This is a genomic window from Candidatus Cloacimonadota bacterium (genome assembly GCA_011372345.1).
Lineage (GTDB): Bacteria > Cloacimonadota > Cloacimonadia > Cloacimonadales > TCS61 > DRTC01.
On sequence record DRTC01000451.1, the window covers coordinates 1 to 15,737 of the forward strand.

The window sequence follows — 15,737 nt, forward strand, 5'->3', positions numbered from 1 at the left end:
AACCGTTCTTCAGCGGATACAGGCCACAATTCTATTTCCGCACAACCGATGTTACCGGAAGTTTGACTTTACCTGAAGGAGTCGAGATGGTCATGCCGGGTGACAATGTCACAATTTCGGCAGAACTGATAACTCCGATCGCGATGGAGAAAGGTCTTCGTTATGCAATCCGTGAAGGTGGACGAACAATCGGTGCTGGTGTTGTCAGCGAAATCATCGAATAGACATTAGCTTTCTTCAAACAACAGGATGTTCAAATAAAGAGGAAAAATGAGAGAAATAATTACTTTAGCTTGTGAAGAATGTAAAAATAGAAATTATACAATGACAAAAAACAGAAGAAAGCATCCGGAAAGAGTTGCGTTTAAGAAATTTTGTCCAAACTGCAGAAAGCATACGATCCACAAACAGAATAGATAAAATTTGGAATGTAGGTTAGTAGCTCAACTGGTAGAGCACCGGTCTCCAAAACCGGGGGTTGCGGGTTCAAGTCCTGCCTGACCTGCCATTCTTTTTATAGTCTAAAAAAGAGAGAATGAGATGTTAAAAAAAACAATCGGATTTTTAAAGAGCGTAAAACTCGAAATGGCTAATGTAAGTTGGCCCACAAAGGCTGATCTAAAAGAAGGAACTACAGTTGTGATCATAATGTCGGCAATTGTTGCCGTGTTCCTTTCTTTAATTGATGCAGCCTTCTCATTCCTGATCAGAACTCTTTTATTGCAGGGTTAATTTATGAAATGGTATGTGGTTCACACTTATGCTTCCCATGAATTCAAGATCAGAGATGCGATTTTAAAAGGGATTAAAGGAAGTGCTATTGAAAATAAAATCGGTCAGATATTAATTCCTACTCAAAAAACATTTCATATCAGAGAAGGAAAAAGGATCGAGCGCGAGAAAAAATTATTTAATAGCTATATTATCCTGGAAGCAGAGCTTACTCCCCAAGTATTTTCTTATATAATTGGAATACCTGGAATTACAAATTTTCTGGGAACTGGGAAAAAACCACAACCATTATCAGAAAATGAAGTTAATAGATTATTGGGAATTTCTGATAGGGACAAGAGCGAAGTTAAGTCTTATGAATTTATACCTGGTGATATTGTAAAGATCATCTCCGGTCCATTCAATGATTTTGAAGGAACAATCGATAAGATCAGTGATGATAATCAGAAATTAACTATAAAGGTTACGGTTTTCGGAAGAGTTACTCCCGTAGAAGTAAAATCAGACCAGGTTGAGATAATGTAATTTGAGGGAAAAATGGCAAAACCAAAAGATGTAGTAAATGTAGTAAAATTACAATTACCTGCAGGGCAGGCAACACCGGCACCTCCGGTTGGACCGGCTTTAGGACAGGCAGGAATCAATATAGGTGAATTTTGTAAAGCATTTAACGATAAGACAAAAGATTCTCCGGGTATGATCTACCCTGTAGTAATTTATGTCTTTAAAAATAAATCTTATCAATTCGAGATAAAAACTCCTCCGGCTGCTGTTTTAATTAAAAAAGAAGCTGGTTTGGCAAAAGGTTCTGGTGAGCCAAACCGGGAAAAAGTCGGAAAAATATCAAAAGCATCGATTAAAAAAATCGCAGAAATCAAAATGCAGGATTTAAACGCATACAACATCGAAGCGGCTATGCGTATGATAGAAGGCACTGCAAGAAATATGGGTGTGGAAGTAGTAGGTTAATTCTTCCTAAACATTTATATTTGAAAGCAGGAGATTATCAAAAGGAGTGAATATGGGAAGTAAAAGGTACGAAAAAGCTTCTGAGATGATCGACAAACAAAAGAGGTATGAACTTTCGGAAGCTATCGAACTTCTGAAAAAAGCACCATCGTCGAAATTTGATGAAACTGTCGAAGTTCATATGAATTTAGGAGTCGATCCTCGAAAAGCTGACCAACAAATCAGAAACTCATTAGTCTTACCTCACGGAACAGGGAGAACTTCAAAAGTTCTTGTCTTTGCTGATGGGGACAAAGCAGAGGAAGCAAAAGAAGCAGGAGCTGATTATGTTGGTGTTGATGAATTTGTTGAAAAAATAAATTCAGGATGGATGGATTTTGATGTGGCAATATCGACTCCGAATTTAATGAGCAAAATCGGAAGATTGGGAAGAGTTCTTGGACCTCGTGGTCTGATGCCGAATCCCAAAGTCGGAACTGTAACCATGGATATCAAGAAGGCAGTTAGCGAATCCAAAGGCGGTAAGGTTACTTATCGAATCGATAAATTTGCAAATCTGCATATTATTGGCGGCAAATTAAGCTTTGAAAGTAATAAACTTAAAAATAATATAGTAACGATCATAGCTGCGATTTTGAGAGAAAGACCTGCCGCTTTGAAAGGTGTTTTCATCAAGAGCATAGTTATTACTTCGACCATGGGACCAGGTATTAAACTCGATATTCCAAGTGTATCTCTGGAAGCCAAGAAATAGGAGCAGCGTATGGTTCAAGCTTATAAAATTGAGGAAGTAAATAGGATCAAACAAAGACTGGAAGAAGCTAAATCCATTGTATTAGTTGATTATAAAGGTGTTAATATCGAGGAAGTTGATGAACTAAGAAACAGGATGCGTAATGCAGGAGTTAAGTATTTTGTCTCAAAAAATACTTTTATTAAACTTGCTTTGAATGAATTAGGTATTTCCGGTTTAGATGACCAGCTAGTCGGACCAACAGCCGTTGCTGCTGCTGATACAGATGAAGTTGCACCTGCTCGGGAACTGGCAAAGTATAAAAAAGAAGTTACAAAAGATAAAAGTTTTCCCTCTTTTAAAGCTGGTATGGTATCCGGAAATATTATGAGTATTTCCGACTTGGAAAAGCTGGCAGAACTTCCATCCAGGGATCAACTTATATCTATGATTCTGCAAGGATTCAATGCCCCGATAAGCGGATTAGTAGGAGTACTTTCCGGAATTCTTAGAAATTGTGTGAATGTGATCGATGCAATCGCAAAAAATAAAGACGATAAAAAATAATATATCTGATGGAGGATAAAATGGCTGAAAAAAAACAGCAAGTTATTGATATTATTAAAGAAATGAGTGTTATTGAACTCTCTGATCTGGTCAAAGAATTGGAAGAATTATTTGGCGTTACTGCAGCGGCTCCGGTTGCTGTAGCTGCTGCTCCTGCTGCTGCGGAAGCTGCTGAAGAAAAAACAGAATTTAATGTAGTCCTGACAGGAGCGGGAGACAAGAAAATCCAAGCTATTAAAGTTGTTAGAGCTATTACAAAATTAGGTTTAAAAGAAGCAAAAGAATTAGTTGACAATTGCCCAAAACCTGTTGTTGAAGGTGTTTCCAAAGAAGAAGCTGAAAAAATCAAAGCACAAATCGAAGAATCCGGCGCCTCTGTAGAAATAAAATAATCAACCTATCGATAATTATGGAAGTGAGTTTGTTTTTTGACTGCTCACTTCCTTTAATCATTTTAAAATCACTTACTAAAGCGAACTAAATCGCTTTTTTATATAATAAGGAGTATGAACCTTTGAATATAAAAAGTTATTCCCGTATAAAGAAAAGAGCAGAAGAAACAGGTTTGCCCTCTATCAATATTCCTAATCTTTTAGCAATACAGATAGAGTCCTATAATCGATTCCTGCAGAAAGATGTTCATCCTCAGAAAAGAGAGAATGTCGGCTTGCAGGCTGTTCTGACTTCGGTTTTTCCTCTAATCGATCAGAAAGGTCTATATCATCTCGAATATATAGATTATATGGTTCTGAAAGAAAAATATTCTACTTCAGAATGCGAAGAAAGAAATCTTTCTTATCAAGCCCCGGTTAAAGCAAGAATGAGACTGACCATTTATGATGAGGAAATCCTGAAAGAAACCGGAGAAAAAAGAGTTAAGAATACAATAGAACAGGATATTTTTCTCGGTGAAATTCCATTAATTACAAATCAGGGAACCTTTGTTATCAATGGTGCTGAAAGGGTAATAATCAGTCAGCTTCATCGCTCTCCCGGTGTATTTTTCTTGGAAGATAAGCATGCAAGTGGTAAAATACTATATTCTGCGAAACTGATCCCTTATAATGGTTCTTGGCTTGAGTTTAATATGGACATTTATGATGCTATGTATGTTCTGATCGATAAGAGAAGAAAATTGCCGGTGACCGTCCTCTTGAGAGCTGTAGGATTATCGGAAGATAAAGATCTAAGAGAACATTTCTATTCCAAAGAAGAGATTCCTGTTTCAAAGGCAAAAGAAAGATCTTTTTATGACGATGTTTTTGATCAGGAAACTGGTGAAATAATCTTTAATGCCGGATCAGAAATCGATGATGAAACAATCGATGCTTTAAAAGAAGCAGGAATAAAAAAAGTTACAGTAGTTACCGAAGAATCCGAGATAACAAAGAAAATCATTGAACATACCATCTTAAAGGATCAGACAAAAAGTCAGGAAGAAGCTGTTAAGAAAATATATAATTTGATCAGACCAGGTGAAGAACCGACTTATGAAGTAGCGTTAGAGCTTTTTAACAGGATGTTTTTTAATGAAAGAAGATATAACCTGGGGGAAGTGGGTCGTTATAAAATCAATGAAAGATTAGGTTTGGATATCGATCCTTCCATAAATATCCTGACAAAAGAAGACTTGATCGCTATTGTTGAAAAAATAATTGCTGTTTATAAAGACGAAGATGTTATTGATGATATTGATCATCTAGCTAATAGAAGGATCAGAACAGTAGGCGAACTTCTCGGTGAACAGTTTAATATCGGTTTATCAAGGGTGGCAAGGACTGCTATAGAGAGAATGTCAATTGCTAATCCGGATGAAATTACTATCCACGACCTCATAAACAGCAACGCTTTAATTGCTGTTGTTCAGTCTTTTTTCCTGACAGGACAGCTTTCTCAATTTATGGAACAGACAAATCCCTTAACTGCGATCACTCATAAAAGAAGATTATCTGCTCTTGGACCCGGAGGTTTGACCAGAGAAAGAGCAGGATTCGAAGTTCGAGATGTTCATCATTCTCACTATGGCAGAATTTGCCCTATCGAAACTCCTGAAGGTCCCAATATCGGTTTGATATCTTCTCCTGCTATGTATGCCAGGATCAACAACCTCGGTTTTCTTGAAACTCCATATATCAAAGTTGAAAATTGTCAAATAACTGAAAAAATCGAATTTCTCGATGCCTTCAGAGAAGAGCAGCACATTATTGCTCAAACAAATATCAATTATGATAAAGATTTCAAAATTCTGGATAAACTTGTTTTCGCCAGGCATAGAGGAGAATTTCTACAGGTTAGTCCCGAGGAAGTTCAATATATGGATGTTTCTCCGCAACAGATCGTCTCGGTTTCTGCTTCCTTGATTCCATTTCTGGAACATGACGATGCAAATCGCGCCCTCATGGGATCCAATATGCAGAGACAAGCTGTTCCTCTTACCAGTCCGCAAGTACCAATCGTAGGCACAGGAATGGAAAAAGTTGTTGCTGAAGACAGCGGAGTAGTTGCGGTTGCTCCTTATGATGGAGTGGTTACTAAAGTAACGAGTTCTTATATCGATATTGAAAGAGATAATCCGGATAAAGCAATTCTTGATCTTGGAACTTATAACAGAATTTATTTGATGAAATATGCCCGTTCAAACCAGGATACATGCATTAATCAACGTCCAACTGTTAAAAAGGGAGATCTGATAAAGCAGGGTCAACCAATATCTGACGGACCGGGAATAATCAATGACAGGTTGGCTCTGGGAAGAAATATGCTGGTAGCTTTCATGCCCTGGTATGGTTATAATTATGAAGATGCAATTATTTTGAGCGAGAATGTTGCTCGAGAAGATATGCTGACATCTTTATATATCGAAGAGCATGAAGTTTTAGTTAGAAATATGAAAAATGGGAAAGAGGAATTAGCTTATGATATTCCTAATGTTCCTACAAAATCACTTCGAAATCTTGATAAGACGGGTATCATCAGAGTAGGTTCTGTGGTTGTATCGGGAGATATAATCGTAGGTAAGATCACTCCTAAAAATGTTGATATTGATCCATCTCCTGAAGAAAACCTGATGCGCGCATTGTTTGGAGATAGAGCAGGTGATTTTACTAATAGTTCTCTCAAAGCAAAACCTGGAATGGAAGGTGTTGTTATCGATGTTAAGGTTTTTTCCCGTTTAGATGAAAGTGAAGAATTTGAGGATCAGGAAAGACGAACAAAATCATTATCAATTTTAAAACATGAAAGATTAGAAAGGCAGAAAATAATCGATGAATATCTTAAGGATAGATTATCTGAAGTATTGGTCGGTGAGACTGCAAAAAATATTGTTGATGTGAAAACCAATATGTTTTACATCCCTTCCGGTAAGAAAATTACTAAAGGTGATCTTAAAAAAATCAATTTCAAGAAATTAAATCTCGATTATGATTTCATCGAAGATAATGAAAAAAATAATTTTATCTACAATGACATTATTTTAAAAGTTAAAACTGCAATTGAAGAAAGTACGAATATTTACAAAAAAGAGCAGGAACGATTGAAACATGGAGATGAACTTCCTTATGGTGTTCGCAAAATGGTTAAGGTTTACATCTCTAAAAAAAGAAAGATTCAGGTCGGAGATAAAATGGCTGGTCGTCACGGGAACAAAGGAGTTATTTCCAGGATCAGTCCTGTCGAGGATATGCCTTTTATGGAAGACGGATCTCCGGTTGATATTATCCTTAATCCGCTTGGTGTTCCTTCTCGAATGAATATTGGTCAGATCATGGAAACTCATCTCGGAATGGCAGCAAAAATATTAGGTCTTACTATTGAAACTCCTGTCTTTGACGGAGCGAGTCTCGACGATATTGCCAAAGAGATGAAAAATGCAAAACTTCCACTTGATGGAAAGCAGGTGTTGTATGATGGAAAAACCGGAGAACCATTCAAGGAAAGAGTAACTGTTGGTGTGATTTATATGTTAAAACTAAATCACTTGGTTGCTGACAAAATGCATTCCCGTTCAACCGGACCTTATTCATTGATCACGCAACAACCTCTTGGAGGAAAAGCTCAACATGGAGGTCAGAGATTAGGAGAAATGGAAGTCTGGGCTTTGGAAGCTTATGGAGCATCCAGATTACTTGAAGAAATGCTGACAATTAAATCTGACGATGTCGAGGGCAGAACAAATGCTTTTAAAGCAATTACCAGCGGACAAAATCCACCAAAACCGGATACCCCGGAATCTTTTAATGTTCTGGTCAGTGAACTAAAATCCCTCTGCTTTGATATAGAATTCATTGCAGACAAGGAAGCATAACTCTTTTCGGAAATCCGGAAAGAACAACAAACGGAGGTTTACTCAGTGATAAGAGAAATCAAACGTGACAAACGAATAGAAAATTATGATAAATTGAGAATAAAAATAGCTTCTCCAGAGGTTATCAGGGAATGGTCTTATGGAGAAGTTATCAAACCTGATACCCTGAATTACAGAACTCTGAAACCGGAAAAGGGCGGATTATTCTGCGAAAGGATTTTCGGTCCTGAAAAAGACTATGAATGCAGTTGTGGAAAATATAAGAAAAAACGCTTTCAGAACACTGTTTGCGATCGTTGTGGAGTTGAGATAACAAGTTCCAGAGTCCGTCGTTCCCGTATGGGTCACATTGAACTGGCAGTTCCAATTGCTCATATCTGGTTTGTGAAAAGCCTGCCGAGTGTGATTGGAACTCTTCTTGATATGACCATCAGCAAACTGGAACGAATTCTCTATTACGAATCCTTTATCATCCTGAATCCGGGTGACAGTGATTATGAGAAAAGAGATCTGGTTGACGCTGACGAATATTACGAGATCCGCGACCGGGTAGGAGCCGACTTTGTGGCTATGATGGGAGCTGAAGCCATAAGAATTTTATTAGAAGAACTAAATCTTGATGATGAAGCTATGAACCTCAGGACTATTATCAAGATGGAGACCTCTGCTCAAAAAAAACAGAAAGCAATCAAAAGACTGAAGATAGTGGATGCTTTTAGAAAGTCCGGAAATAAACCTGAATGGATGGTTATGGAAGTTCTACCTGTTCTTCCTCCAACATTGCGTCCATTAGTGCAACTCGATGGCGGAAGATTTGCGACTGCCGATTTCAATGAACTTTATCGTCGGGTAATTACTCGAAACAATCGTTTACGGGGATTGCTAGATATCAATGCTCCGGAAGTTATCCTGCGAAATGAAAAAAGAATGCTGCAGGAAGCAGTCGATGCTATGATCGATAATACCAGGAAATCAAGACCTGTTAAAGGTCGTGGAAACAGACCATTAAAATCTCTGGCAGATCAACTTAAAGGCAAAACCGGAAGATTCCGTCAGAACCTTCTGGGGAAACGAGTCGATTATTCAGGTCGTTCCGTGATAACAGTTGGTCCGAACTTGAAATTGCATCAATGTGGTTTACCCAAAGAAATGGCTATTGAACTTTTTAAACCTTTCATTATTGAACGACTTGAGAAAATTGGTGAAGCTGAAAAGGCAAAAACTGCTAAAAAACTGATTGAGAAGCAAAGACCGGAAATATGGAAGATCCTGGAAGATGTGATCAAAGATTATCCAATCTTATTGAATCGCGCTCCTACTTTGCACAAACACGGTATTCAGGCTTTTCTGCCTGTTCTGACAGAAGGAAAGGCAATTGAGATTCATCCTCTGGTTTGTATTCCCTATAATGCGGATTTCGATGGTGACCAGATGGCTGTTCATGTTCCATTATCTAATGAAGCACAGATCGAGGCTCGAGTTCTTATGCTCTCTTCAAGGAATCTACTACTTCCGGCAAGCGGAAAACTTGCAATGGCTACTAATCAGGATATCGTTCTCGGAAATTATTATCTGACTGTTCTCAAAGAAAAAAATCCTCCTTCTGATAAAAAGATCAGATATTTCAGTTCACCTGAAGAAATGATATTAGCATACGAACAAGACGAACTGTTGTTCAATACAAAAGGTGTGAAAAGGGAAGAAAGTCGTCTGGATATCCATTCCTGGGTAAAGGTCTTGATCAAAGAAAAAATTATTACTACTACTGTTGGTAGAGTGATATTTAATCAAATTTTACCTGATGAAATTTCGTTTCAAAATGTAACTTTGACGAAAGGGATATTGAACGAACTTGCCATGATCTGTTTTAATGCAGTGGGTCAGAATAGAACTTCTGAATTTTTGGACAATGTAAAGGAAATTGGTTTTAAATATGCGACCAAAGCAGGAATTACATTTAGTGCAAACGATGTTATTTCTCCCAAAGATAAGAATAAGATAATTCGTAAAACTGAAAAGGAAGTTCAGAAAATTATCGATAGTTATATGAATGGAGAGATCACCGAGACTGAAAGATACAATCGAGTAATCGATAAATGGAAAATGACAACTGAAATCGTAACCGATGTTTTAATGGCTGAACTGGAAAAAGATCAAGGTGGATTTAATTCCATTAATATGATGTATAGTTCAAATGCGCGTGGTGGAAAAGATCAGATCAAACAGCTGGGAGCAATGCGCGGTTTAATGGATAAACCTTCTAAAAGTCTTTTAGAAGGTGGAGCAGAAGTTATTGAAACACCCATCAAATCAAATTTTAAAGAAGGCTTGAGCGTTCTGGAATATTTTATTTCCACTCACGGTGCAAGAAAAGGACTTGCAGATACTGCTCTGAAAACTGCTGATGCAGGTTACTTGACAAGAAGGTTGGTCGATGTGGCTCAGAATGCTGTCATTAATTTGGAAGATTGTGGTACGATCGAGGGAATTGAAGTTTCGGCTTTAAAAGAAGGTCTTGAAATTGTCGAACCTTTATCTGAAAGAATCTCCGGATATACTGCTGCTGAAGATATAATTGATCCGGTAACAGAGAAAACGATTGTAACTGCTAATACAGAAATATCAAATGAAATGGCAGAAACAATTCAAAATCATGGTATCAATTCTGTTAAAGTAAGATCACCTCTCACCTGTGATGCAGAAAAAGGGATATGTGCCAAATGTTACGGTAGAAATCTAGGAACCCAGAAACCTGTAACTATAGGTGAACCTGTGGGAGTTATTGCTGCTCAAAGCATTGGTGAACCTGGAACACAATTAACATTACGGACTTTCCATATTGGTGGAACAGCAAGTACTAATGTCGATTTGGCTGAAGTTGTTGCAAATACTGATGGTATTGTCAAATTTGTGAAGATGAACACGGTTGTTACTCCTAAAGGTGAACTTGTTTCCATCAGTCATCTTGGCAGAATTCAGATTTTGGATGTAAAAGATAAAACTGTCCTAGAAAATTATAAAGTAGAATATGCAGCTACAGTGTATGTTAAAGATAAACAGAAAATATCTAAAAATTCACCGCTCTTCAGCTGGGATCATTACAATAATCCGCTGATTTCAACTGCAAAAGGGAAGCTGAAGTATGAAAATTTTGTGAAAGATGTAAATTACAAGGAAGAATTTAATGAACTGACCGGTTCAAAAGAAATTTTGATCATTGAATCAAAGGATCGCAAGAAACAACCTCAGTTTAAAATTATTGCTGATGATGGCTCCGAAGCTTTAGTCCCAATTCCAACCGGATTAAATGTAGACAAAGACGATGGTGTTTATGTTCATCCGGGTGATGTTCTTGGAAAATCTTCACGAATTACGGTTAAACAAAGTGACATTACAGGTGGTTTACCTCGTGTACAGGATCTTTTTGAAGCGAGAGAACCAAAAGGTAAGGCGATTCTATCTGATATAGAAGGGACAATTTCGATTGGAAATTTAACGAATAAAGGTCGGGAAATTTTTGTTAATGCAGAAGATGGAACTGTAAATAAATATGTGATCCCACCTGGAAAACGGATCATTGTTCACCAGGGAGATATTGTTGAAAGTGGAGATGCTTTGTCAGGAGGACCTCTGGATCCGCATGATATTCTCAAAGCAAAAGGTATTAAAGCAGCGCAAACTCTGATCCTTGATGAAATCCAGGAAGTGTACCGTAAACAAGGTGTAAAGATCGATGATAAACATATCGGTATTATCATCAGACAGATGTTCAAAAAAATTAAAATTACAAATCCGGGACATACTTTGTTCCTTGAAGGTGAGATAGTAGATAGAAATCAAGTTATTAAAGAAAACAAAAGGATCGAAGAAGAGGGTGGTGAAGGAGCTACCTTTGAGCAACTTCTTCTGGGCATTACCAAAGCTTCATTGTTAACTGACAGCTGGCTTTCTGCAGCATCATTCCAGGAAACTACAAAAGTTCTTACTCAATCATCCATCGAAGGAAAAGTCGATAACCTGGAAGGACTGAAAGAAAGTATTATTATCGGACACCGAATTCCGGTCGGAACCGGAACCAAGTTCTTTAATACAGAGATTAAACGGGCGATAGATGAAGGAAAATCTATTAGTGATGTGGTCAAAGAATTTGCTCATACAGAAGAAAAAGACACAGTAGAAGATTTACTTGATTTTTAAATAATAAAAAGGAGAAAATAGTGCCGACTATTAATCAATTAGTTAGGAAAGGAAGAAAGAAGATCACAAAATCCAAGAAAAACAGAGCTCTTTCTTCTTGTCCCCAGAAAAGAGGTGTTTGTACAAGGGTTTATACAACTACACCTAAAAAACCGAATTCTGCCTTGCGAAAAGTTGCCAGGGTCAGATTAGTAAACGGATTCGAAGTAACAGCTTATATTCCTGGTGAAGGTCACAACTTACAGGAACACTCGATCGTGTTTGTGCGTGGTGGAAGAGTTAAAGATCTTCCTGGTGTGAGATATCACATAATCAGAGGTGCACTTGATACTGCCGGTGTTGATGGTAGGATAAATTCTCGTTCTAAATACGGAACAAAGAGACCGAAGAAGTAGGAGGAGCGGATGTCAAGAAGACGAAAAATAGTTGAAAGAGAAATTTTTCCTGATCCAAAATATAATAGTATTGTTTTGAGCAAATTTATCAACAGCATTATGCAGAGAGGAAAGAAGAGCCTTGCTGAAAAAATAGTTTATGGAGCTCTCGACATTATCGGTCAAAAAACTAAAGACGAACCGTTGGAAGTTTTTAATCAGGCTTTAGGAAATGTCAGACCTATGATCAAAGTTGTATCTCGCAGGATTGGTGGCTCCAACTACCAAATTCCAACAGAAGTTACAGCTAAAAATGCTCAGGCTCTTGCTTTTCGATGGATCATTAGTTTTTCTCGAAAACGATCAGAAAAAACTATGATGGAGCGTTTGGCAGGTGAACTTCTAGCTGCTTACAAAAAAGAAGGCGCCAGTATAAAAAAACGAGAAGATACGCATAAAATGGCAGAGGCAAACAAAGCTTTTGCTCATTTCAGATTTTAATTAATTAGAAAAAGATTAACATGAATATCCAGGAATCTACAGGAACCTCTCTAAATGTTCCCTTAAAAAGGGAAGTTAATTTGAATTCCATTTTGGAAACAGGAATAAAAGGGAGTTTAACTGATAATACTTTCCGAAATTTTTTTTTGGATATTTAATTAATTAAAATTCGTTATGCCAAAAGAACTTTCCGTAATCAGAAACATTGGTATAATGGCTCATATCGATGCCGGTAAAACGACAACTACCGAGAGGATGTTGTTCTATACCGGCATTATTCATAGAATGGGTGAAGTTCATGACGGCAATGCTGTTATGGATTGGATGGTTCAGGAAAAAGAAAGAGGAATAACCATCACTTCTGCAGTTACCACCTGCTTCTGGAAAGACAAACAAATCAATATTATTGACACTCCCGGTCATGTCGATTTTACTGCCGAAGTAGAGCGTTCTTTAAGAATTCTGGATGGAGCGATCGGCATTTTCTGCGCTGTTGGAGGAGTCGAACCGCAATCGGAAACTGTATGGCATCAAGCTGATAGATATAAAATTCCCAGGATCGCTTTTGTTAATAAAATGGATCGTTCCGGAGCAGATTTTGAAAATGTTGTCGATATGATCCAAGACCGTTTGACAACAAATGCTTTTCCCATTCAAATCCCGATCGGCAGAGAAGATTCATTTACCGGGATCATTGATCTGATCACAATGAAAGCCTGTTTTTTTGACCAGGAAACAATGGGCGTAAATTATCATTTTAAAAAGATTCCCGAGGAATATGTTAAAGAAGCTGAATCTAAACGAAGTCATCTTTTAGAAAAACTTTCCGAATATGATGATGAGATGATGGAATTGTATCTTGAAAATCAGGAAATCCAGGATGAACTAATTAATAAAGTCATCAGACAAGCTGTAATTCATCACCAATTTGTTCCAATTTTATGTGGTTCTTCTCTAAAAAATACAGGTGTTCAACTGCTGCTGGATGCGATTACGAATTTTTTACCATCACCTCTCGATGTTCCTCCTGCCATAGCTATTCATAAAAAAACTAACGAAGAGAAACAGGTTTATCCCAAAATCGATGCTCCTTTCTCTGCTCTTGCGTTCAAAGTTCAGATCGATAAATATGTTGGAAAACTTATTTATGTCAGGGTATATTCCGGTTCGACCAAAAGAAGCGGTTCGATCTTTAACCAAACAAACAGGAAAAAAGAGCGAATTTCCCGAATTTTACAGATGCATTCCAATAAAAAAAAAGATATTGCTGTGTTGCAAGCTGGTGATATTGCTGCTTTGATAGGACCAAAATTTGTACAAACCGGTGATACTCTCACATCTGATAATTTTAATATTCAATTGTCTGATATTGCTTTCCCTGATTCGGTTATTTCAGTTGCCATCGAACCCAGGACAAAAGCTGACCAGGAAATTTTAACAGATATTCTGCGTAAATTGGAGGAGGAAGATCCGACTTTTAAAGTCAGCCAGAACAAGGATACTGGACAAACCCTAATTTCCGGTATGGGAGAATTGCATCTGGAAATCATCATCGACCGCTTGAAGCGTGAATTTAATGTTCACGCAAATGTCGGTAATCCTCAAGTTGCGTATAAAGAAACGATTGAAAATGAAGTGATCGCAGAAGGAGAATTTATCAGGGAATTAAATGGTAAAGGTCATTATGCGGTCGTTCAATTGAAACTCACTCCTTTAAAACTTGAAGACCTTCCTCCCGGAAAGAAAAATATTTTTGTGAACTCGATCTCGGAAGAGGTCATTCCTAAAGAATTCTGGTCTGCGATCGAGGAAAGTTCCTTAAATGCCTGTCTGGATGGACCTTTGATGAGTTCTCCTGTGGAAAGACTGAAGGTCGAATTGATCGGTGGAAAATTCAATGAAGTGGATTCCAGTGAGACGGCTTTTAATATAGCTTCGTCGATTGCTATTGGAAATGGTTTGAGAAAAGCCAAAGCATTGATCATGGAACCTTTAATGCTCGTGAATGTCATCACTCCGGAAGATTTTATGGGAGATATTATCGGTGATATCAATTCCAAAAGAGGAAGGATCGAAAATATTAGAACGGTAATGAAAAAGCAGGAAATTTCTGCGGAAATACCGATGAGCGAACTTTTCGGATATGCAACGAGGTTGCGCTCAATTTCACAAGGAAGAGCAATTTACACGATGGAATTTTCCAAATATGAAAAAGTCCCGACAAATATTCAGGATAAAATCCTGAAAAAAGTTAGAGGTTATTAAAATTTCTGAAACTTCTACTATTTAATTTTGCGGTTCATTCTGACTGGATGAACCTTTTTTTTTAATTTATGAAACACGGAATAACAGTTGAATTGACGATACAAAATGTTTTAGCATGGCTAATCCATACTTTCAAATCACTCAAATTTGAGAATCCGGAACTGAATTCAGAATTGATTTTATCGAATGTTTTAAATCTGAAAAGAACTGAATTACATTTATCCAGCCAAAATAAAATATCTGAAATCGATTTTGAGATAATTAACAGAATTTTGAGAAGAAGAATTGATCACGAACCTTTTCAATATATTTTTGGAAAAACAGACTTTTTCGGATATCCCATTTTGGTTGATCGAAATGTTCTGGTTCCCAGATCGGAAACAGAACTTTTAGTAGAAAAGATCATAAATGAAAATTCGGAAGTCCGAACGATTCTTGAAATTGGAACAGGTTCGGGAGCAATTGCGATTGCACTCGCTAAAAATCTACTTCAAGCAAAGATCGATGCTACAGATATTTCAGAAAAAGCACTGCAAATTGCCAGGAAAAATGCTCTTAAAAACAAGGTTGAGATCAATTTCATTAATTCCGATCTATTTAAAAATGTTTCCGGAAAATATGATCTGATCGTTTCCAATCCTCCTTATATTTCAAAAACAGAATATGAAAAACTTCCTTTCGAGATTCGTGACTTTGAACCAAAAAAAGCTTTAATTGCCGAGGAGAATGGTCTGTTTTTCTATAAAAAAATACTGGCAAAAGTAAAAGATTATTTGACGAAAAATGGTAAAATTTATTTTGAAATCGGTTTTGATCAGGCAGAAAGGATTAAAGAAATTGCTTTGATCAATGGTTTCACAAATATTGAAGTCTGTAAGGATTTTAACGGTTTTGACAGGATAATGAGAATGTAAATCAACTTGACCAGGTTGAATAAAATATGGAAAAATAAATGGATAACATATTTCATCATTCCCAATCAGGGATTGGGAACGATAATGGAAAAATAAATGGATAAATTTATCATAAACGGTGGAAAGAAACTTTCCGGAAGTATCGAGATAAGTGGAGCGAAAAACGCCATTCTTCCGAT

14 protein-coding genes and 1 tRNA gene are annotated in these 15,737 nt (G+C 37.2%); all 15 read left to right on the forward strand.

The window, feature by feature from the left end; translation table 11 throughout:
* A partial coding sequence (gene tuf, locus ENL20_08775; GenBank protein ID HHE38650.1) for an elongation factor Tu occupies window positions 1–224 on the forward strand: 224 nt, incomplete at its 5' end.
* A gap of 46 nt (window positions 225–270) precedes the next feature.
* Complete coding sequence (gene rpmG / locus ENL20_08780) at window positions 271–420, forward strand: 50S ribosomal protein L33 (protein ID HHE38651.1); 150 nt, start codon at window positions 271–273, stop codon at window positions 418–420.
* A 12-nt stretch (window positions 421–432) separates the two neighbouring features.
* Window positions 433–508, forward strand: a tRNA-Trp gene (locus ENL20_08785).
* A gap of 32 nt (window positions 509–540) precedes the next feature.
* On the forward strand, window positions 541–732 hold the full coding sequence (secE, locus tag ENL20_08790) for a preprotein translocase subunit SecE (protein HHE38652.1): 192 nt from the start codon (window positions 541–543) through the stop codon (window positions 730–732).
* Window positions 733–735: 3 nt separating this feature from the next.
* The gene (gene nusG, locus ENL20_08795) at window positions 736–1,257 is read left to right on the forward strand and encodes a transcription termination/antitermination factor NusG (GenBank protein ID HHE38653.1); all 522 of its coding nucleotides are present in this window, start codon (window positions 736–738) and stop codon (window positions 1,255–1,257) included.
* A 12-nt stretch (window positions 1,258–1,269) separates the two neighbouring features.
* Entirely contained in the window at window positions 1,270–1,701 is a 432-nt protein-coding gene (gene rplK, locus ENL20_08800) for a 50S ribosomal protein L11 (GenBank protein HHE38654.1), read from the forward strand.
* A 52-nt stretch (window positions 1,702–1,753) separates the two neighbouring features.
* Window positions 1,754–2,455 carry a 50S ribosomal protein L1 gene (locus ENL20_08805; GenBank protein ID HHE38655.1) on the forward strand — a complete coding sequence of 234 codons (702 nt, stop codon included), beginning with the start codon at window positions 1,754–1,756 and terminating at the stop codon, window positions 2,453–2,455.
* Between the two features lie 9 nt (window positions 2,456–2,464).
* Window positions 2,465–3,001, forward strand: a complete 537-nt coding sequence (locus ENL20_08810; protein HHE38656.1) for a 50S ribosomal protein L10 — start codon at window positions 2,465–2,467, stop codon at window positions 2,999–3,001.
* Between the two features lie 20 nt (window positions 3,002–3,021).
* A complete protein-coding gene (locus ENL20_08815; protein ID HHE38657.1) occupies window positions 3,022–3,393 on the forward strand; it encodes a 50S ribosomal protein L7/L12 in 372 nt (123 codons plus the stop codon).
* Window positions 3,394–3,539: 146 nt separating this feature from the next.
* Window positions 3,540–7,307, forward strand: coding sequence for a DNA-directed RNA polymerase subunit beta (rpoB, locus tag ENL20_08820; protein HHE38658.1), 3,768 nt, complete (start codon window positions 3,540–3,542; stop codon window positions 7,305–7,307).
* 45 nt (window positions 7,308–7,352) lie between these two features.
* The gene (rpoC, locus tag ENL20_08825; protein HHE38659.1) at window positions 7,353–11,504 is read left to right on the forward strand and encodes a DNA-directed RNA polymerase subunit beta'; all 4,152 of its coding nucleotides are present in this window, start codon (window positions 7,353–7,355) and stop codon (window positions 11,502–11,504) included.
* A 20-nt stretch (window positions 11,505–11,524) separates the two neighbouring features.
* Window positions 11,525–11,899 (forward strand): 30S ribosomal protein S12, encoded by a 375-nt coding sequence (locus ENL20_08830; protein ID HHE38660.1) that lies wholly within the window; start codon window positions 11,525–11,527, stop codon window positions 11,897–11,899.
* 9 nt (window positions 11,900–11,908) lie between these two features.
* The gene (locus tag ENL20_08835; protein ID HHE38661.1) at window positions 11,909–12,379 is read left to right on the forward strand and encodes a 30S ribosomal protein S7; all 471 of its coding nucleotides are present in this window, start codon (window positions 11,909–11,911) and stop codon (window positions 12,377–12,379) included.
* 174 nt (window positions 12,380–12,553) lie between these two features.
* The gene (gene fusA, locus ENL20_08840) at window positions 12,554–14,644 is read left to right on the forward strand and encodes an elongation factor G (GenBank protein ID HHE38662.1); all 2,091 of its coding nucleotides are present in this window, start codon (window positions 12,554–12,556) and stop codon (window positions 14,642–14,644) included.
* Between the two features lie 68 nt (window positions 14,645–14,712).
* Window positions 14,713–15,558 (forward strand): peptide chain release factor N(5)-glutamine methyltransferase, encoded by an 846-nt coding sequence (prmC, locus tag ENL20_08845; protein HHE38663.1) that lies wholly within the window; start codon window positions 14,713–14,715, stop codon window positions 15,556–15,558.
* The last annotated feature ends 179 nt before the right edge of the window (window positions 15,559–15,737 follow it).

What these genes read in the sequence shown, in the direction of transcription:
- rpmG (HHE38651.1), top strand. Translation starts at nt 271, where the DNA reads ATGAGAGAAATAATTACTTTAGCTTGTGAAGAATGTAAAAATAGAAAT.
- secE (HHE38652.1), top strand. Translation starts at nt 541, where the DNA reads ATGTTAAAAAAAACAATCGGATTTTTAAAGAGCGTAAAACTCGAAATG.
- nusG (HHE38653.1), top strand. Translation starts at nt 736, where the DNA reads ATGAAATGGTATGTGGTTCACACTTATGCTTCCCATGAATTCAAGATC.
- rplK (HHE38654.1), top strand. Translation starts at nt 1,270, where the DNA reads ATGGCAAAACCAAAAGATGTAGTAAATGTAGTAAAATTACAATTACCT.
- ENL20_08805 (HHE38655.1), top strand. Translation starts at nt 1,754, where the DNA reads ATGGGAAGTAAAAGGTACGAAAAAGCTTCTGAGATGATCGACAAACAA.
- ENL20_08810 (HHE38656.1), top strand. Translation starts at nt 2,465, where the DNA reads ATGGTTCAAGCTTATAAAATTGAGGAAGTAAATAGGATCAAACAAAGA.
- ENL20_08815 (HHE38657.1), top strand. Translation starts at nt 3,022, where the DNA reads ATGGCTGAAAAAAAACAGCAAGTTATTGATATTATTAAAGAAATGAGT.
- ENL20_08835 (HHE38661.1), top strand. Translation starts at nt 11,909, where the DNA reads ATGTCAAGAAGACGAAAAATAGTTGAAAGAGAAATTTTTCCTGATCCA.
- fusA (HHE38662.1), top strand. Translation starts at nt 12,554, where the DNA reads ATGCCAAAAGAACTTTCCGTAATCAGAAACATTGGTATAATGGCTCAT.
- prmC (HHE38663.1), top strand. Translation starts at nt 14,713, where the DNA reads ATGAAACACGGAATAACAGTTGAATTGACGATACAAAATGTTTTAGCA.